Raw genomic sequence first — 20,271 nt, 5'->3', positions numbered from 1 at the left:
TAAATTGTTAATCAGACAGCGACAGAAACCACCTATGCAAACATTCTTCTGCTTTCATGTCCGCTCGTGTTTCTCATCTTAAAAAGTGCTGCAGCGCCCAGGATCGATGCATTTTTTAATTCGGAGCACTCTAGTACCAGCTGCTCCTGTACAATTTTGAAGGGAAATGAACGTATGCTCTCCTCCATTGCTTCTTTAAAATAAGAATAACCTTTGCATACAGAGCCGCCTAAAAAAATACCCTCGGGAGAGAGTGCAAACAGCATCAGTTTAAGGGCGTTCCCCACATGGTGTCCAAACTGCCTGAAAATCTCCAGCGCCTCCCTGTCTCCCTGTTCTGCCCGTTTCTGCAATTCTTTACCACTAATTCCAAACTTCTTTGTAAAGAATTTTCCGGAACAGTAATCTTCAACCGTCTGGTCGAGATAAGGCATACCGCCAAACTCTCCGGCACTGGAGTAAGCCCCTGTGTACAGACTGTTATCGATTATGATACCCGTACCGATGCCGGTACCCAGGGTTACCCCCACAAAGTTCTCCAGGTCTCTGCCCTTTCCGTAAATCTTTTCGCCTGCAACAAAAGAATTGGCATCGTTGGCTACATATACCGGCTTTTTGAAATGATCTTCCAAGTGCTTTTTAAGGTGCACCTTTTTCCAGGAAGGGATATTCTGCACATCAAGCACAATTCCCTCCTTTTCATCCACCAGGCCAGGCACGCCAATACCAATCCCGGCAACCTCTGCATCCATCAGCTGACTGATGCCCCCGGTAATTTTCATTAAGATCTCCCCCTTGGGAGCCTGTGAGGGGGTTGATAGTTTCAGCTCGCGAAGCACCTTGCCTCCCTTTACTACCCCCAGATGGACCTTGGTACCGCCAATATCTATCCCTATTATCTTCCGACCTTCCATAACGAACAATTAAAAAATTAAAGCCTTCTCTCAACATGCAACATTTTGCCGAAGCCTGCTTTAACAGGCTCCGGCAACACTGTTAAAACTTCCACATTACAAAAGCTTCCATGGCCTCATAGTCGGCAAGACCCAGCTTATGGTAATTTCTGGCTGTTTCACGATTACGCTCCCGGGCTCTCACCCAGAATTCCCTTTCATCATCACCCGGGAAGACAGGCCTGTCTTTCTGTGACTGATGCTGGAATATGGCGATGTTCTTCCGCTCCACCTCCTGTGGCGAAAGTGGCACTGCCATTTCTATCTCATGTGTTTTAAATTCCTGCCATGCCCCCCTGTACAGCCAGAACCAGCAGTCTTTGGTCCATGCTTCTGTTTTGCGCAGCCGGGTTAGAGCTTCCAGTATAATTCTGAAGCAAACAATATGGGTACCATGCGGGTCTGCGAAATCGCCGGCGGCAAACACCTGGTGAGGTTTTACCTGCTGCAGCAGTTCCATGGTGAGCTGTACATCTTTTTCTGTTACCGGATTTTTCTGTGTTTTACCGGTTTCATAAAAAGGCAGGGCCATAAAATGTATGTTTGTATCGGGCAAGCCTGCATAGCGGGCACCTGCGTAGGCCTCGGTTTTGCGTATAAAGCCTTTTACATTGCGGATCACCTGAAGGTCTACCTGGTTGGGCTGCTTCTTCTTAAAGAAATCACGCATTTCTTCATATACTGAACACAGGTGCTCCACACTATCGCCAATACTCCTGTTAAAGTCTATAGCAAACTCCATATAGCGTAGCACATCTGTATCCCACACGGCAGTATTTCCGGAGGTCTGGTAGGCCACGTGCACCTCGTGCCCCTGGTCTACCAGGCGAATAAAGGTGCCTCCCATGGAAATTACATCATCATCGGGATGGGGAGAAAAAATGATGGAGCGCTTTTTAGCAGGATCTGCCCGCTCGGGGCGCTGCGAATCATCGGCATTGGGCTTGCCGCCGGGCCAGCCGGTAATGGTGTGCTGCAGCTGGTTAAATACCTGGATGTTGATGTTATAAGCAGGACCTTTTTCTGTGGCCAGCTGGGCCATGCCATGGTTGTTGTAGTCTTCGTCGGTTAGCTTCAGAATTGGTTTCTGAACGGTATTCGAGAGCCAGATCACTGCTTTTTTAATCAGCATTTCATCCCAGGCACAGTCCTTTACCAGCCATGGCGTATCAAAACGGGTGAGCTCCGAAGCTGCATCGGTATCCAGGATAAATTCTACATTATCAGAAAGCTGCAGATAGGTGGCCGGTACATCGCCAGACATCTCCCCCTCTACTGCTTTTTTAATGATGGGTGCTTTTTTCTTGCTCCAGGCCATGAGAATAATCTCGCGTGCCTTGAAGATGGTACCAATGCCCATCGTGATGGCTTTGGTGGGCACATTCTCTTTACCGCCAAAATCCCTGGAAGCATCGCGGCGGGTAAGATCATCGAGGGTTACCAGGCGGGTGCCTGAATTTGGTGCAGAACCTGGTTCGTTAAAACCTATGTGACCTGTACGGCCTATGCCCAGGATCTGCAGGTCCAGTCCGCCCAGGGCACCAATCTTATTTTCATACTCCAGGCAGTATGCGGCTATGTCTTTTTTATCGAGTGTACCATCTGGTATGTGAATATTACCAGGGGCAATATCGATATGGTCGAAGAGATTTTCGTGCATGAAGGTTACGTAGCTCTGCGGCGCCGTTGGCTGCATGGGGTAGTACTCATCCAGGTTAAAGGTAATTACATTGCTGAAGCTAAGCCCTTCTTCCCTATGCAGGCGCACCAGTTCCGCATAGACTTCTACCGGGGTTGCGCCTGTAGCCAGGCCCAATACGGCAGATTTACCCTGCTGCTGTTTGCTGCGAATGAGTGCGGCAATGCGCTGTGCTACTTTTTTAGAAGCAATGTGTTCATCGGGATAAACCGTTACCGGAAGTTTCTCAAAACGGGTCTCTTCTAAAAGGTTTAATCGAGACATAGTATAAATATTTAAAAATTCTTTACCTGAAGCTTTTAGCAGATATCAATAGTCTATCACATCTTCAAAAATGTTTTCCATTACCACGGCTACCGAACCGAGTATACCGGCATTCTGACCAAGCTTTGATAAGGCTATGGTTGTTTTTTCCCGTATCTGTGTCATGCAGTAGATGTTGATGGAATGCTGAATAGGCGTAGTGATGTACTGCCTGGCCTCTGCAATTCTGCCACCCAGAATTACCAGCTCGGGATTGTAGAGCTGCATTAAAATGGCAATCCCCTTTCCCAAGTTCATGCCTAACTGCGACAGGATACTAATGGCATACTGGTCTCCCCTGTTTGCGGCATCTATCACCAGCTGCGGTTCTATGCGATCTATCTCCTGGTCTGATAATTCGTTCAGAAGGGAATTCTGCCCCGACTTTATTCCCTCTTTGGCCAGGCGGGCAAGTGCAATACCGGAAGCCACTGTTTCCAGGCAGCCACGTTTACCACAGTAACAGAGAGCACCATCGTTTACGAAAGGAATATGGCCTATTTCACCGGAATAGCCAGTGGTGCCACGCTGTAGTTTTCCATCCAGTATAACACCCAAACCAATACCCCAGTCGAGTGAAAGTACCAGTACATCTTTTTTTCCATGGGCAAGACCAAACCTGTACTCAGCCAGTGCCGATGCCTTAACATCATTTTCTATGTGTACAGGTTTCTGGAATTTATCTTCAAGCAGCTGCTGCAGCGAAGGCGAACCTTCCGGAGGGTTCATATAGGTAAAATTGTTACCTTCCTTTGAATCTACCAGACCTGGCATATTCAGGCCCACCCCCATAAGCTTTCTGGTATCAATGCCCGAGCTGCTGATTACATCCTGTGCATGCTGATACAGCAGCTCATGCGCCCCTATTCCATCAGAAACCCGTATGGGGAAAGTCTTGATTCCTGTAATGTTATTATTGTTGTTGTCGAAGATGGCCATCCTGGTTTTAAACCGGCCCATGGCAATGCTAAGCACAAAGAGTGAATTGTCTCTTAAACCATAAAGATCAGGCTTTCTTCCTCCCTCAGATTTTGCCCTTCCCTGCTTTTCAACCAAGCCTTCTGACATCAACTCATTAAGCAGACTCATAGAGGTAGGCGAACTCATCCCGATTACATTACAGAGTTCAGAATTAGTCCGGGAGCCTTTCACATAAAGATGCTTAATTATCTTAATCTTTTGGGTATGCTTTTTTCGCTCAACATTATTGAGTGTATCAAGATAAGACTCACCTTTTATTATCGTACTCATGTTTAGCCTGCTTGGAAGTAATTAATTAATCAAGATTTTTATTTTAAAGGACCTACCTTTTATAAATATTTTACAAAAGTAAGCAATCTTAACTTAATCCTAATATTAGCATCACAGATATTACAGCCTGCTAAATTATTTTTGTATACAGGATATAATGGGCTTATACAGTCTGTCTATGTTACACATCAAAAATGTTAATAATCTATCAGATCCAGAATAATCAAACTCCTGCTAACCAGGCCATAAACCTATGCCGAGCTTATGAACCCCTTAGCAGCACTATTTTTCCGTCTGCACTGGTTGCTAAAACACCTGCTCCATTCTTCAGGGGCTTTACAGTATTTACCATATCCTCACTAAGCTGGTAAATCCACTTTACCTGTTTCGCTTCTATATCCACTGCATATACCCGTCCAAAGGTAGTTCCAAAGAAAAAGGTGGTTCTATCATCAAAGGCGGGGGCAGAATGAGAAAAGTCTCTGCCAAATTCTCCAGAAATTTTAAAGATGGGTTCCGGTTGCCCCTTCTTAGTGCTCCAGGCCACAATGGTATCCTGCATGGTTTTAGCAACAAGCCAGTTCTTGCTGCTTTTCCCGCCAAGTGATTCTCTTACTCTAAATCTGTCGCTCACAAAGGTTTGCTCCCCGGTTTTCAGGTCAAACTCACGAAGTTTTTCATCTGGCGCAACCATATATACTTTACCATTCTGAATTACCGGGATGCTCATGGCCGGTGAGTAGTAATGGCTGTAGTCGTTATTTTTCCATTCCCAGGCCAGGGAACCATCTTTGGTGTTCAGGGCATAAAGGGTTTTATTCCAGGTACCAAATACCACTTTACCCTCCCCCACGGCAGGCTTGCTGGGCGGAAAACCTGCCAGGCCCTCGTAGGTCCAGATAACTTTGCCAGATGCCAGGTCGATGGCCCTGAACTTGAGGTCGCTGCTGCCGATGTACACCCGCTTATTGTCTATGACAGGCGAGGCCAATACTGGCGCCCCTGTTTTTACCTTCCAGAGAAGGCTGCCGGTTTTGGCATTCAGGCAGTAGATGGTACTATCGGCAGCGCCAAACACCACCCGGTTACCTGCTACATCAGCCGTTGAGTAAATCGACTGGCCTGCCCTGAACTGCCAGTTCACTTTGGCAGTTTCAACATCCAGCGATTTAAACTCTCCCAGCAGGTTGCCGATCAGCACACTGTTTTTCCATATGGCAGGGCTTGCCACTATATTGCCCCTGTCCTGGTAGGTCCAGACTGCCTTTACATCCTGGTGCTCCTTTCTGACAGGTGCCGCATCGGATTCCGGGGCTGAAAAGGGAGGCCTTTCTGTATTGCCACGCAGGCGCAGGGAGGCCCACAGGGGATTGGCCGGCTGCCCCACATCAACCATTTTTACCAAGACAGAATCTGGCGTTAGCGTAACGGTGTTGTAGGCAAAGGTTCCTTTGCGGGATTGGGCCGTTCTTGTCATGACACCGGTAATGCCTCCAAAATTAAACACTTTGTTAACATGGCCGTGCCCTACAAAAACGGCTACAGTGTTCAGCTCACGGAGCTTTTCTATCAGCTGATAATAGTTGCTCAGGCCCTCATCCAGGGGGTAGTGGGTAAGAAACACCACCCGCTGGTCTTTGGGGGTTACCATTACCAGGCTGTCCAGCCATCGCATCTGGTCTAGTGGCACATAGCCCCTCGACATGCGCCCGTAAGGGCCGGTGCTGACACCAATAAAGCGTACACCCCCGATATCTGCCAGAAACTTCTGATCTTTCCAGTGCACATTATAGGTAAGACCACCGCTGTCGGACCAGCCCGTATCGTGGTTTCCCGGCACAATATAATAGGGCTTTGTGAGCCCTTCCATCAGGTTTTTGGCATCGGCCAGCTGGCTTGCGGTACCAAAATCGCTTACATCTCCTGCATGAAGTACAAAATCTATCTCCGGGTTCTGGTTAATATCCTCCACAATGGCTGCCAGCCCTTTGTTGTTGCCGGATTTGCCAATGTGGGTATCGGTAACAACTGCAAACCGAAGGGTATCGCCCTGCTGTTGCTGCTGCTGAAAGCCAAAGCTTAGGCATGGAATGGTCAGAAGCGCAAAGCATATAGATTTAAAATACTTCATGTATTTATTCTTCAATGTTGATCTCTGCTACAATGGGTAAATGATCTGAAGCATAGGTTTCGTTGATTACCTGCTGGCTGCCTGCCTTGAACTTATCTGCAGGATGGCTGAAGGCAATGAAATCAATGGTTCTGCTGGGATTATTAACTGGTATGGTGGGTTCACACTGCATACAGCTCCTGGTAAAGTGCTGGTCTAACACCTGGATGATCTCCGAATCAGGTGTTGCATTAAAATCGCCTGCAATGATAAAGGGAAGCTTCTCCGCCTGGGCTATCTCTGCAATCTTATTGATTTGCAGCTGCCTGTTAACCGGCTCCCGTTGTGCATCCAGGTGCGTACTGCCAAAGCGGATGTGGGTACCATCGGGCAGGGTAACCTTAGCCGTAGCCAGTATGCGCGGCTCACCCCTGGTACCCTCTTGGGTTGGCAGTCTGTTTACCACTGTTTCCGATATAGGGTATTTAGAAAGTATGGCTACGCCATATTCACCACCCTGGTAATCGATGGCTTTGCCAAAGTAGTAATTCATGCTGAGCCTTCTGGCCAGTTCTTCGGCCTGATTAAAAGCTCCCGATCGCTCGGTATTTACATCTACTTCCTGCAGCGCCAGCAGATCCGGATCCTGAGCCTTGATTACAGCTGCTATTGCATCCAGATCAATATAGCCTTCCCTGCTGGGAGGGTTGGCATGATGAATGTTGTACGACATCACCTTCAGCTTATCTACCCGTTCTGTAGCATTTGCAGACCCGGATGTGCCCATTTGCCTGTTACAGCCGCCTGCCAGAAAAGTAACACTTATAATTAAAGTTAGTAGTAATCTGCTCATATGCATTTGTCTTGACATTGTCTGCTTAGCGTGCTTTGCCGGTGTTTTTAACATTTTGTCCCTTCATGGGCCATGCAGAATCGGCTGGGCCACTATTTGCCACTGCTATTTTAAATAGCTTGATGGTATCGCCATCCTTAGATTCTATGTACACCGTTCCGTCGCTGGCAATGGTAGGAGAATTGGTAACATTATCGCCCAGCTCCAGCTCTTTTTCCAGCTCACCTGCGGCATTGATGATCAGCATTCTGCCATCTGCAGTACCTACATAAATGTTCCCGTTCATATCCACAGCGGGAACACTTTCCCTGATCTCGGCATCGTAGGTCCATAACACGCTTCCATCTGCAGGATTCATAGCCAGCAAGCCTCCTACAGAACCTGTGTAGAGCGTTCCGTCAGGACCTACCACCACACCCGAGTTAGATGCATCATCAACTTCGGCAGTCCATTTTACCGCGCCGGTTTCGCCCTGATCTGTTATGGCGGCTACATGTGTGTTGGTGGTAAAATAAATGGTACCATCTGCATCCATAGACAAAGAGGAACCATGTATACCGGCATCCAGACCCACTGGTTCAGCCCATTTCTGGGTGCCATCTGCAGCATTCACTGCCCAGATTTTCCCTTCATTGGTATTGAGAAAGTACACGGTGCTCTCATCTGCACTAATCACAGGAGCTGCATAAAAGGCACCAACACCAGTAATTTCCCAGCGCTTTTCTCCATCGGGACCCCAGGAGAAAACGCCTCCATTTGCACCCTGTGCTCTTGAACCATGGTAGGTATTGCCCTGTGAATCTATGGCCGGGGTATTATTAGATACATCAGTACCTATTGCGCCACTCCAGAGAATCGTACCATCGGCGGCACTGATCTTGGAAATAGCCCTGTCGTCTACCCAGGCGTTGATAAAGATGTTGCCATCAGGCCCGATAGAGGGCGCATTGGGAAGATCTCCCTCCACAGCACTTGATGCCCATTTCAATGTTGCATTTTCTCCTGCATCTGTTACAGCCACCACGCTACTGAGCGCTCCTGCCCTTGACTCTACATAATAGATGGTACCATCGTCGCCAATAACTGGTGCACTGGAGCCATCGTTGATGTTAGCTACTGCATTTTCGGTGGTATACTCCCATACAACCGAAGCAGGAAACTCTGCTTTGATTACGGTTACTGGTTTTGAAATCTTGAAGACGTTCTTAGCGGCATCTGTTACTTCCAGGGTTACTTCGTAGGTGCCCGGGCTTTCATAAATAAAAGTAGGATTCTGTTCAACAGACAGGCTTGAATCTGCATCCCCAAAATGCCAGTTCCAGGTAGTGATATCACTGGATCCCTCCACAGCAGCGGCGGTAAAAGCAACTTCATCCCCTTCTACCGGTGCTGCAGGCGTGTAAGTAAAGTTGGCCCGGGGTGTTACCAGCGTTTCCTGGGCTTCATCATCGTCACAAGCAATCATGCCAATGCTGATGATCGAATATAAAATGAGTAAGTTTCTTAATTTCATAACAGGATGGTTTATAAGTCTGTATCGTCAGTCGGTCGTTTTAAAAAAATCTATTGGGCTATTCCAGAACATTAATTTCTGCTACAATAGGAAGGTGGTCAGAGGCTTGTTTTTCATTTACTGCCTGGTGGCTTTTAACACTGAATTTTCTTTCCGGATGATGAAAAGCAATGTAATCAATGGTCCTGACAGGATTTCTGGCAGAACTTGTTGCAGGACATAGCCGGCAGCTGAGTGTGAAGTGGCTGTCGAATATGTTCATTACCTCAGAATCAGGTACTGCATTAAAATCACCGGCGATGATAAAGGGCAGTTCCTCCCCGCTGGCAATTTCTAATACCTCTTCGATCTGCAGGAGGCGGTTTTCATCACTGCTCTGGGCATCGAGGTGGGTGCTGCCAAACCTGATGCTCGTACCCCCCGGCAGGCTTAGCTTAGCAGTTGTCAGCACCCTGGGCTCGCCATTAGATCCTGCCCTGGTAGGTAGGCGATGCACCACCGTTTCCGACAATGGATACCTGGAGAGAATGGCCACGCCATATTCTCCACCCTGGTAATCAATAGCTTTCCCGAAAAAGTAGTGCATATCGAGCCTGTCGGCAAGTTCCGCTGCCTGGTTAAAGGGGCCTGATCTTTCGGTGTTTACATCAACCTCCTGCAGGGCCACTACATCAGGATTCTGCGTCCTGATCACACTGGCAATTGCATCAAGATCGATTTCTCCGGGGCGGGCTGGCGGATTGGCATGGTGTATATTGTAGGACATTACCTTAACCGTTTCCACAACAACTTCCTCATCGGGCACTACAGGCTCCGGTTCCTCATCCGAACCTGATGAGCAGGCCGAAAAAAGTGCCAGGAAAATGGTGGCCAGTGTAAAAAATCCTATCAATAATCTTTCCATGATATACTATTAAATCCAAGCCAGGCTGCGCTCCAGCTTCAGCCTTCTTTAAATGTCCCCGCGAGCCTTCACAATGGTCAATTCATCAGGGCAGTATTCTTAACATTTTTACCCTTCATAGGCCATGGCGAATCGGCAACGCCACTGTTTTCCACCAGAATTTTGTATAGTTTAATAGTAAGCTTATCGGTAGCCTCCACGTAAACAGTGCCATCTTCCATGATTGTAGGCGAGTTAACCACATCATCGCCCAATTGCAGCTCTTTCAGCAGTTCACCCTCGGGGCTTACAATCAGCAGCAGACCACTGGTGGTTCCTACATAAATGTTCCCGTTCATATCCACAGCGGGAACACTTTCCCTGATCTCGGCATCATAAGTCCATAACACGCTTCCATCTGCAGGATTCATAGCCAGTAAGCCTCCCACAGAACCTGTGTACAGGGTACCATCAGGGCCAATCACCACACCCGAGTTAGAAGCATCATTTACTTCTACAGCCCATTTCAGAGCACCTGTTTCACCCTCATCGGTTACGGCAGCCACATGGGTGTTGGTGGTAAAGTAGATGGTACCATCTGCACCCATAGATAATGAGGAGCCATGTATACCGGCATCCAGACCTACTGGTTCAGTCCATTTCTGGGTGCCATCAGCAGCATTTACTGCCCAGATTTTCCCTTCATTGGTATTGAGGAAGTACACGGTGCTCTCATCTGCACTAATTACAGGAGCGGCATAAAAGGCACCAACACCTGTAATTTCCCAGCGTTTCTCACCTTCCGGGCTCCAGGAAAAAACACCACCATTTGCACCCTGTGCCCTTGAACCGTGGTAGGTATTCCCTTGGGAGTCTACTGCAGGGGTGTTATTAGATACATCAGTACCTATTGCGCCACTCCAGAGAATGCTACCATCGGCGGCACTGATCTTGGAGATAGCCCTGTCGTCTACCCAGGCATTGATAAAGATGTTGCCATCAGGCCCGATAGAAGGCGCATTGGGAAGTTCTCCCCCAAATGCATTCGATACCCACTTAAGGGTGGCGCTCTCGCCCCCATCTGTAACGGCCAGCACACTGCTGCCTGCACCAGCCCTTGACTCTACATAATAGATGGTACCATCGTCGCCAATAACCGGTGCGCTGGAGCCATCGTTGATGTTAGCTACTGTATTATTGCTGGTGAATGACCAGGCAATGTTTGCCGGAAATTCATCTGGCGGCGGCGGGGTAACGGTTACCGTTCTGGAAACCTCCATGGAATTTCCGGCAGCGTTCATCACCCTCAGAACAACCTCATAATCGCCTGCAGCTGCATAGGTGAAGTAGGGATTCCTTTTGGTAGAGGTAGAACCTTCAGGATCACCAAACGACCAGTGCCAGGATACAATATCCCCCGAGTTTTCTTCGGGATCAGCATAAAACAAGATCTCCTCTCCTTCCCTGGGGGTGCTTGGCGTGTAGGCAAAATCTGCTCGCGGAAGCATGATGTTGCCCGGATCTTCATCTTCGTCGCAGCCAGCAAAGGCAATGCTTAGAATGGCGAATAAGATTAGTAATTTTCCTATTTTCATAATGTTATTGTTTAGCCAGGTAGTCGGTATTGATTTAGCCAACTGCTTTCAGCTTCAGTGTATCCATGCTGCTTCAATGGTTAGTAAGGCAGCTGTGACCTCTGAATTCTAAAGCCTTTTTCATCAGCAGATCAGCTCCATGTATGCGTAATTTTCATTCAGTTAATTTTGTATGCTACTACTACAGGCAAGTGGTCAGAGGCATAAGACTCAAAAATGGTTTTATGCGACACCACCTCTATGTCGGCATCCTTTCTGTGCATGATAAAATCTATGGCACTTTGCGGATTACGGGCAGGAAAAGTGGGTGAGCAGTTATGCCTGCAGCTGCGGGTATAATAGTTGTCAAAATAATCGACCGTTGCTGTTTGCGGTACCGCGTTGAAATCACCAGCCAGAATAACCGGCAGCTCTTCCCTTTGCAGGATCTTCCTGATCCTGTCGCCCTGGTAGAGCCTGTTTTGTTCGCTGCGGTGATCCAGGTGGGTGCCGGCAAACACTACTTCCCGCCCATCGGGCAAAGCAACTTTTACCACGGCCAGCGCACGGGTTTCGCCGCCCACGGCAGGATCGGCCCGTAATTCGTAGCCCGCAGAATCCAGGATAGGGAAACGCGATAAGATAGCTTCGCCATAGGCACCGCCCCCAAACACATCCATTGCTTTTACATGGTAGGCGTACATATTGGTAAGCTCGCCCAGTGCTTTGGCCTGGTGTACATCCAGTCCGGAACGTTCGGTATATACATCTACCTCCTGCAATGCAACCAGGTCGGGCATTTCACTATTGATCACGCGGGCAATGGCTGGCAGATCTCTCTTTTCACCTGCTGCAGGTGGGTTAGCCAGGTGAATGTTGTAGGTCATCACCCGCAGATCAGCTTCTTCAGCTACTACGGTTGTATCATTTACATCCTGCTCTATATCCTCCAGCGCATCATCTGTGCTACAGGCACAAAAGAACATCGCCAGAATCGCCAGAAATAGAGTTGAGATGTTTTCCATACGTGCTTACCTAGTTTTCAAACAGCAAGTGTAACCTACCAGTACCGCTATCACCTAAACCTGTTGCCCTTCCCCTACTGGTTAAAAATGGGGTAAAGCAGCAAAAAAGCCCTACCAGCCCGGGTTTTGCCCCAGCTCTGGGTTGCGCTGCACCTGTGGTAGCGGCACAGGCCACAGATAATTACGTCCCGGGTCAAAGGTTCTGCCGGAAGAGACAATGATAAAGCCTTCATCGTCGGTACGGAGGGCAGACAAATTAAGATGTTCCGGCAGCCAGTTTACATTAGTTCCCTTAACATCCTGTGCCAGCAACTCTCCTTTTCTCCAGCGAATAATATCGAAGTAGCGCTGCCCCTCCAGGGCAAGCTCCACACGCCGCTCCCGGTGGATTTCCTCCCGCACATCAAGACCATTAGCCTCCAGCTCCGAAAGCACCATATGTTTCATACCTACCCGGTCGCGCAGCAGGTTAATAGTCATATCCAGATCGGCCTGAGTAAGCTCCCCCTGTTCGTAACGAGCTTCTGCATAAGTGAGCAAGATCTCGGCATAGCGCAACAAGATGATATCGTTTACATCGCGACCCACCTCAGGCACGGTAGAAAGTTCTACGTACTTAGTGAAATAATAGCCTGTAATGGTGGTAGCCCCTCTTCTGTCGGATTGAAACTTGGGCACCCACAATGTGTCCGGATGATCATTGGAAGCATCATTATCCGAATGTCTTAAGCTACTATCGTAGCGACCACCCCAGGGAGAACCAGGCTCCAGAATAGTCTGAGTCATGCGGGGGTCGCGGTTCTCAAACACTTCCTCATAGGTATCTACATCGTAGAGAGGAGATTTTTCTATTGGCAGGCCGTCGATCATCAGATAGCTGTCTACTAAAGACTTTGTTGGATTCCAGCGTACTACCTGATCGGGCACCTGAATTTCGCGGCTAAGGTTGTGGTCTGTTACGCCGGTTAAAGAAAGGCGGGCAATGATAGTTTCGCGGTTGTTACCACCCGAGAGGTTACCCGCATAGGTGAACAACTCTTTATAACTGGTATTGGGATCACCATTGCTGTACAATTCATAAATACCCATATCCATCACTGCTTTTGCAGCCTGTTCTGCTACCTCCCACCTTTGGTTGTACAAGGCAATTCTTGCTTTCAAACCTAAGGCAGCTGCTTTGTTCATGCGTCCCCTGTCTACTCCGGTTGGAATTTCGGCCGGCAGGTGCTGTGCTGCCAGCTCTAAATCTTCCAGAAGAAAATCCACTACCTCTTCCCTTGGGTTACGAGGTCCATATAATTCATCAACGGTAAGTGTAGTGGTAACAAGCGGCACATCGCCCCAGAAATTAGTTAGGTAGCTGTAGGCAAGAGCCCTGATCACCCGAACTTCAGCCGCCAGTTGTTCTTTTCTGGCTTCGGGAACATCTGCCTTATCGTAGTTCTCCAGGAAGGCGTTTGCCTGGCGTACTGCTGCATACTGGGTGCCCCATTCTGTATTCAGGGTACCCAGATCATTTCCAAAGTTTCCACTGCCAATTAACTGATAGGAGGTTGTGGACGGCCATATGGTGTTATCTCCCATATTTTCCATGTCCACGGTATTCTTTTCTTTGATGTTACCATAAATAGCATTTACGGCCAGTACCAGGTGCTCTTCTGTTTCCCAGAAAGTTTCATTCGTAATCACATCCAGTGGTGCCCGGTCCAGAAAATCATCTTCACAGGAGCCTAATAAAAATGCACACACCAGCAGGCTATATTTTATATTTATTTTCATGAGAGATGGTTATTTGAAGTTGACATTCAGACCTAAGACGAAGGTCTTCACCTGTGGATAAAAGTTACCATTGCTTACCGGCGATTCCGGATCATAGCCGTAGAAATAGTCTGATTGGGTAAAGACATTGTCTGCAGAAACGTAGATACGCAGGTTGCTCATCCGGTACCTTTCTGTTATTTGTGACGGTACAGTATATCCCAGCTGCACATTTTTGATTCTTAGATAAGATGCATCTTCCAGCCAGTAGGTAGATAAGCGCTGGTTGTAATCCTGCTGATAGGACAAGCGCGGATAGCTGGCATCTGTGTTTTCAGGGGTCCAGCGATCCAGGTGAATAGTCTGCGGAAAGCTGCTTTCTGAAATAAAGGCATGGCGTGCGGAGCCGTACAGGTAGCCATCTACCTCTCCTACTCCCTGCAAAAAGAGTCTGAGGTCAAAACCCTTCCAGCCAACATCGCCACGGAAGCCATAGGTGTATCTTGGTATATGACTACCAATAACAGTTCTGTCATCTTCGAGTGTTACCACACCATCGCCATTCAGGTCTTTGTAAATAATATCTCCCGGTGCTACCGGATCGCTTACAATATGAGGGAAGTCTGCCACAAAACTGCCGGTCTCGGGATTGTAGGAGAAGTCCTCTTCCTGAGCAAGGCGCTCTGCCACTAATCCATAAAAGGCATCCAGTGGTTGACCAACCATTCTTATCCTATCATCAATGGTAGGGTCTGTTCCTCCCAGATCTACCACCCGGTTTCGTACATCAGAAATGTTAAAGCTGGCGCCATACTGAAAATCGCCTACCTGGTTGTTCCAGCCTAGTTGTAGCTCCCATCCCTTGTTTTCTATCTTTCCTGCATTCTGAACAGGGTATGGTGCACCAAATACATCTGGTAAAGGAAGCGTGAGCAGAATATTTTCTGTTTCATTGATAAAGTAATCTGCGGTTAGTTGTAAGCGGTTGTTCAGGAATGCCAGATCAACACCAATATTTTTCTTGATAGCTGATTCCCATGTGAGGATCTCATTGGCAACAACTGTCTGACGATAGCCAATGGTGTTTTCATACCCGATTGGCATGGTTCCTACCGGACCCAAAATATCCATATAGGCCCAGTCGCCTATTCTGTCGTTACCCTGTGTTCCGTAGGAGGCGCGGAATTTACCATATTCAACTACATTACGCAGTCCCTCAAAAAATGCTTCTTCTGTAAAAGCCCAGCCGAGCGATGCTGATGAGAACAATTCCCAACGCACATCTTCGGCAAAGCGCGTAGAACCATCGTACCTGAAGTTTGCCTCGACCAGGTACTTATTTCTGAAAGCGTAATTAATCCTGCCAAAAAGGGATTGTAATGCATTTTGATCTGCACTACCGCTATTAAGCTGATCTTCAGTACCCAGGTTTAGATGGCCTACAGACTGCGAAGCAAGATTAGTTCTGGTTGCGGTGAAGTTATCTCCGATGGTTTCTTCCTGCGAAGCACCTAAAAGGAGTGTTACATCATGGGTATCATTAAAATTCCGGCTGTATTCAGCAGTTGCGATAAACGTTTGGTAGAGGGAGGTATAATCCCGGGTATCGATCTTATTGGGATAGTTGTTTCTGTAGATGAGCGAGCCGTCTTCGGGACTGTAGTAGTTAACAGTGCGCGAGAAAATTGTTCTTTTAGAATTAGACCTGACCAGTCCATACTGGCCCCGCAGCTTAAATCCTTCGAACAGGTTAAGCGTAGCACTGAAATTACCGGTAACTTCCTGCGATGCAAAATCATCTGTGCCACCATCTGTTGCAATTGCCACTGGATTACGCTGTCCGCCCAGGTACCCCCAGCCGCCAGTCGTAAAGCGAACCGGCACCAGCGGAAGAATAGAGTGCGCAGAGTAAATCACCCCAGTACCTGCAGATGAGCCAGTGTAGTCACGATCGATGTAGCCCATGTTAGCAGTCACCTCCAATCGATCCAGCAGGGTAGTATTTAATTTAACACGGATGTTGTGCCTGGTAGCATTGAAATTATCTCCTGTAACCAAACCACCTTCTTTCAAAAGTCCATAAGAGAGATAGTAGTTAAAATCTTCTTTACCTCCACTTACACTAACATTATGATTTTGTTGCGGGGCATAATCTTTATAGATTTCCTCCATCCAGTCGGTATTGGCAAAATAGTTAGGATCAGATCCGCTTCTGGCAACGTCTATATCCTCCTGTGTGTAGGTTGGATTCCTCCCTGCATTGATCATGGATTCGTTCAGAAGTTCCATGTATTCAGGCGAACCCAGAAATTCAGGCAGGGCAGTTGGGGTTTGTACACCATAGTATCCATTATAAGAAACAGTAGTTTTGCCGGTTCCTTTCTTCGTAGTGATCAGAATCACACCGTTTGCGCCCCTCACACCATAAATAGAAGAAGAAGCAGCATCTTTCAGCACAGATATACTCGCTATGTCATTGGGGTTAAGTATATCCATATCGCCTCCGGGTATACCATCAATCACAACTAAAGGCCGGGCGTCTCCCCAGGTACCAATACCCCTGATTCGGATGGTACCTGCATTATTCCCGGGCACACCAGATGTACCAGTAACAGTTACCCCAGGTAGTAGTCCCTGAATGGCATTATTAATATTCGTTACAGGCCTGTCTTCTATAGCTTCTGCCTGTACCTGCGATACTGCACCTGTCAGGTTTGCTTTCTTTTGGGTGCCGTAGCCTACTACCACTACCTCATCCAGCACTTCATTATCTTCCTGGAGTGAGATGGTTAGTTCCCGCTGATTGCCCAGTGCTACCTCCTGGTCTTTATACCCTATGTAGGATAATACGAGTACCGGGGCTTCAACCCCCTCAACATCCAGGCTAAACCTGCCATCCATATCGGTTACTGTACCTGTAGTGGTTCCCTTCAGGCGAATGGCAACGCCTGGTAATGGCTCACCGGCAGCATTATTTACCTGGCCCCTTACAAGATCTGCCTGCTGGCTATCCTCATTAACAATAACAGAGGCCATCGACCCGATAACAGTAGCTTTAGCCCCTGCTGCATAGCTCCATTGCGGAGCTATTCCCAGCAGGATCAACAACAGAAAAGCGGATCTGTACTGATTGCCTTCCCGGTTCTTTAACAGTAAAAGTTCAAACATATGCAACATGAGCGTTTGGTGGTTACTTGGTCCTTTTCACAAAAAATGCCGTTCTTAAAAATTTCACCTTTCCGGGTGCTGATGCTGTTTTACCGGTAGGCTAAACTGCTACCGCCAGTCAGCACCTGGAATAAGTCTGGCAGGCATATCTCACTATGCCGGGGCTTTTGTGCCCACAGACCCAGATGGAACTTTATGAGCTGCCTTAAGCCTTCCGCAAAATCAGTACAGCTGCGCTGCAGCAGTACTCCGGATCTAACTCAGGCAACCTCCTGATCACTTACAATTACTAAGTCTAACTTCCTGACCCCACTGCTCATGACAGCGGCGCCTACCTACTGTTTTACCACGCTCCCTCTGTCAGAAAGAAATATTTACTGCTCGTCTATTTTTGCTTTTACTCTAAAAATTGCCATCACTCTGGTCGCTCTCTTTTCGCTTCTGTTGGCATCTGCAGAAAAAATATCGATGATCAAAAATCTACTGAATCATCTATCCCCTGCAACTAATGCTTCAATAAGGAAATATTTTTTATTAACTGCAAAACTTATGTAAAATTTTTACTTAAGATTAACGGATTAACAACAATTAATTAACTAAGTTTATTAATTTAATAAAAATAAATTACTTACAGAGAATCGATTGCAGCAGCTTCTCCCTTTTCATGAAGCGGAAAAGGCACTGATGATGATAAGCCACCTGTTTGGTGCGGAATAGCAATGTAGTATCCCCGATCCAGACTATATTGTTGTAATGAGGGAGGAGGTGGCAGCAGGGTAAAAGAGCACGAAAAAAATAACATTAAACTGACTCGATCAATACTTCAGACAAACCACCATGGTACAAGGGCCCCTTCTTTTCCTGATACTGCTCCTGGGAGTAGGTTTCATCGTACTGGCAACGGCAAAGTTTAAACTTCACCCCTTCCTGGGCCTGCTGATAGCAGCCTTTGGTGTAGGCATTGCGGCCGGTTTACCGCTCAACGAGGTGGTACAAGCCATCAACCAGGGGTTCGGAGACCTGATGAGCTACATCGGGATTGTAATTGTTGCCGGCACCATTATCGGAAAGATCCTGGACAAATCGGGTGCAGCCCTGCGCATGGCAGAAACAGTTTTAAGGGTTGTTGGGGAATCAAGGCCGCAGCTTGCCATGTCGCTGATCGGGGCTATTGTAAGCATACCAGTGTTCTGCGATTCTGCTTACATTATTCTTTCGAGCTTGAATAAAGCACTGGCACAACGTGCAAAGGTATCGCTGGCCTCCATGTCTGTTGCGCTTGCCACAGGCCTGTATGCAACCCACACCCTGGTACCACCCACCCCCGGGCCGATTGCAGCGGCCGGTAACATTGGTGCCAGCCAATATCTGGGTACTATCATTCTGATAGGTTTTATCGTTGCCATACCAGTAATGCTGGCAGGCTACTTTTGGGCAACCAGGGTTGCTGCTAAAATAAAAATTGAGGGGGAAGACAGCAGCAGCCCCAGCTATAGCGAGGTTACCAAAGCATTTGGCATTCTCCCATCAACAGCAAAGTCGTTTATACCAATCCTGCTCCCCATCCTGCTCATTGGCACTGGTTCTGTTATCAATTATTTGCAGTGGGAAGGTGCAGCGGCAGAATTGCTGCTATTTCTTGGCTCGCCTGTTGTAGCCCTGCTTATTGGTGTGTTTTCGGCATTTCCCCTAATGCCGGCCTGGAACAAGGAAACCCTTACAGGCTGGGTTGGCGAGGGCCTGCAGGATGCTGCTATCATCCTGTTGCTGACAGGTGCCGGCGGAGCTTTTGGTGCTGTTATCAAGGCTACGCCTGTGGCCGGCCTAATACAAAATATTGCCAGCGGTGGTGCATTGAATGGTCCGCTGATCCTGCTAATACCCTTCGTAGTGGCTGCAGCATTAAAAACAGCCCAGGGTTCTTCCACTGCAGCCCTTGTGATTACTTCTGCCCTTGTATCTCCCATGCTTCCCCAGGCAGGCATAAGCGGGGCTGTTCCACTGGCGCTGGTGGTAATGGCCATTGGTGCAGGCGCAATGGCCATAAGCCATGTAAATGACAGCTATTTTTGGGTGGTTACTCAATTCAGCGGCATGAAGGTGGCCGATGCCTATAAAGCCCAGACCATGGCTACACTGGTACAGGGTGTTACGGCCATTGCTGTAACAATGTTGTTATGGTTCATACTGGTGTAGTAGCCAGAGGAAAAGTAGCAGCCGTTCACACCGGACAGGTTTCAGAACTTTTCAGGTGCTAGGCTTACCCGGTCGGTAAGGAGCTTTGAAATCTAAGCTTAGACCCTGTCCAGCACTTTATGAATAAGGGCTTCTACAACCACATCGGGGTTCTGTGAAAATTCGTTGGAGATGCGGTTAGCCAGGATAGCGTTTACACTTAGCACCTCATGCCCCAGAATTTTGCCCATGGCGTAGTATCCTGCGGTTTCCATCTCAAAGTTGGTAAGCCTGTTGTCTCCCTCAAACCTAAAGCGGCTAAGAGCCTCCACCATATTGGGCATCCGCAGTGTAGCCCGTAACTGCCTGCCCTGTGGTGCATAAAAGCCCGGGCTTGTTAAAGTATTGCCCCTGATCATGTCATAGCCAATTTTTTGCAGGAGTTGCTGCGACCCTCGTACTACATAAGGCTTGAAGGGAAGTTGCGCTTCTGTGAAAATAGCATCCTGCAGTTTAAGCTCATCAGGGGTACTATGCAGGTTGTAGAAGAACATCAGGGTATCCAGACCAACGGCATAATCGCTTACCAGCTGTGCACCCACCGGGATATCGGGCTGCAGACTACCACTGGTCCCAAGCCTTATGATGTTCAGGGATTTGTGTTCCTCCTTCACTACCCTGTTTTTCAAATCAACATTCACCAGGGCATCCAGCTCCATCATCAGGATTTCGATATTGTCGGTACCCATGCCCGTACTCATTACCGTAAGGCGCTTACCCTTGTAATAACCCGTATGGGTTACAAACTCCCGCTTAACCTTTGTGTACTCAACTTTATCAAAATACTTGCTGATGCGGGCTACCCGCTCCGGATCGCCTACGGTAATAATGGTATCGGCTATTGATTCGGGGTGCAGGCTAAGGTGATAAACGCTGTTATCCGGATTAAGAACAAGCTCAGAACTGGGAATACGATTCATGGCAGAAGGTTTGAACAAAAAAAGTG

The 20,271-nt window shown here is 47.9% G+C and carries 13 protein-coding genes; 1 reads left to right on the top strand and 12 read right to left on the bottom strand.

Going from position 1 to position 20,271, the window contains the following annotated elements:
• Window positions 1-32: 32 nt before the first annotated feature.
• From KWJ01_RS17810 to KWJ01_RS17760, 11 genes are all read right to left on the bottom strand, one after another.
• Entirely contained in the window at window positions 33-914 is an 882-nt protein-coding gene (locus KWJ01_RS17810; protein WP_224998273.1) for an ROK family protein, read from the bottom strand.
• An 82-nt stretch (window positions 915-996) separates the two neighbouring features.
• Window positions 997-2,916 (bottom strand): glucosamine-6-phosphate deaminase, encoded by a 1,920-nt coding sequence (gene nagB, locus KWJ01_RS17805; protein WP_224998271.1) that lies wholly within the window; start codon window positions 2,914-2,916, stop codon window positions 997-999.
• Between the two features lie 45 nt (window positions 2,917-2,961).
• Window positions 2,962-4,206 carry an ROK family protein gene (locus KWJ01_RS17800; RefSeq protein ID WP_224998269.1) on the bottom strand — a complete coding sequence of 415 codons (1,245 nt, stop codon included), beginning with the start codon at window positions 4,204-4,206 and terminating at the stop codon, window positions 2,962-2,964.
• Window positions 4,207-4,468: 262 nt separating this feature from the next.
• A complete protein-coding gene (locus KWJ01_RS17795; RefSeq protein ID WP_224998267.1) occupies window positions 4,469-6,337 on the bottom strand; it encodes a PQQ-binding-like beta-propeller repeat protein in 1,869 nt (622 codons plus the stop codon).
• 4 nt (window positions 6,338-6,341) lie between these two features.
• Window positions 6,342-7,169 (bottom strand): endonuclease/exonuclease/phosphatase family protein, encoded by an 828-nt coding sequence (locus tag KWJ01_RS17790; protein ID WP_224998265.1) that lies wholly within the window; start codon window positions 7,167-7,169, stop codon window positions 6,342-6,344.
• 25 nt (window positions 7,170-7,194) lie between these two features.
• Entirely contained in the window at window positions 7,195-8,682 is a 1,488-nt protein-coding gene (locus KWJ01_RS17785; RefSeq protein WP_224998264.1) for a PQQ-binding-like beta-propeller repeat protein, read from the bottom strand.
• Between the two features lie 58 nt (window positions 8,683-8,740).
• Window positions 8,741-9,586 (bottom strand): endonuclease/exonuclease/phosphatase family protein, encoded by an 846-nt coding sequence (locus KWJ01_RS17780; protein WP_224998262.1) that lies wholly within the window; start codon window positions 9,584-9,586, stop codon window positions 8,741-8,743.
• Window positions 9,587-9,663: 77 nt separating this feature from the next.
• Entirely contained in the window at window positions 9,664-11,160 is a 1,497-nt protein-coding gene (locus tag KWJ01_RS17775) for a PQQ-binding-like beta-propeller repeat protein (protein WP_224998260.1), read from the bottom strand.
• A gap of 158 nt (window positions 11,161-11,318) precedes the next feature.
• Window positions 11,319-12,164 carry an endonuclease/exonuclease/phosphatase family protein gene (locus KWJ01_RS17770; RefSeq protein WP_224998258.1) on the bottom strand — a complete coding sequence of 282 codons (846 nt, stop codon included), beginning with the start codon at window positions 12,162-12,164 and terminating at the stop codon, window positions 11,319-11,321.
• A gap of 111 nt (window positions 12,165-12,275) precedes the next feature.
• Entirely contained in the window at window positions 12,276-13,943 is a 1,668-nt protein-coding gene (locus KWJ01_RS17765) for a RagB/SusD family nutrient uptake outer membrane protein (protein WP_224998256.1), read from the bottom strand.
• A gap of 9 nt (window positions 13,944-13,952) precedes the next feature.
• Window positions 13,953-17,090, bottom strand: a complete 3,138-nt coding sequence (locus KWJ01_RS17760; RefSeq protein ID WP_224998254.1) for a TonB-dependent receptor — start codon at window positions 17,088-17,090, stop codon at window positions 13,953-13,955.
• A gap of 837 nt (window positions 17,091-17,927) precedes the next feature.
• Between KWJ01_RS17760 and KWJ01_RS17755 the strand changes: the two genes are divergently transcribed.
• Window positions 17,928-19,286, top strand: a complete 1,359-nt coding sequence (locus KWJ01_RS17755) for a GntP family permease (RefSeq protein ID WP_224998252.1) — start codon at window positions 17,928-17,930, stop codon at window positions 19,284-19,286.
• A gap of 98 nt (window positions 19,287-19,384) precedes the next feature.
• On the opposite strand, the gene KWJ01_RS17750 is transcribed toward KWJ01_RS17755, so the two are convergent.
• Window positions 19,385-20,245, bottom strand: a complete 861-nt coding sequence (locus KWJ01_RS17750; RefSeq protein ID WP_224998250.1) for a nucleoside phosphorylase — start codon at window positions 20,243-20,245, stop codon at window positions 19,385-19,387.
• Between the last annotated feature and the right edge of the window lie 26 nt (window positions 20,246-20,271).

Origin of the sequence: Cesiribacter sp. SM1 (assembly GCF_020178975.1) — a bacterium.
Classification (GTDB): Bacteria; Bacteroidota; Bacteroidia; order Cytophagales; family Cyclobacteriaceae; genus Cesiribacter.
The sequence above is the reverse complement of the archived record's forward strand: the minus strand, read 5'-3'. Positions and strand labels throughout refer to the sequence as shown.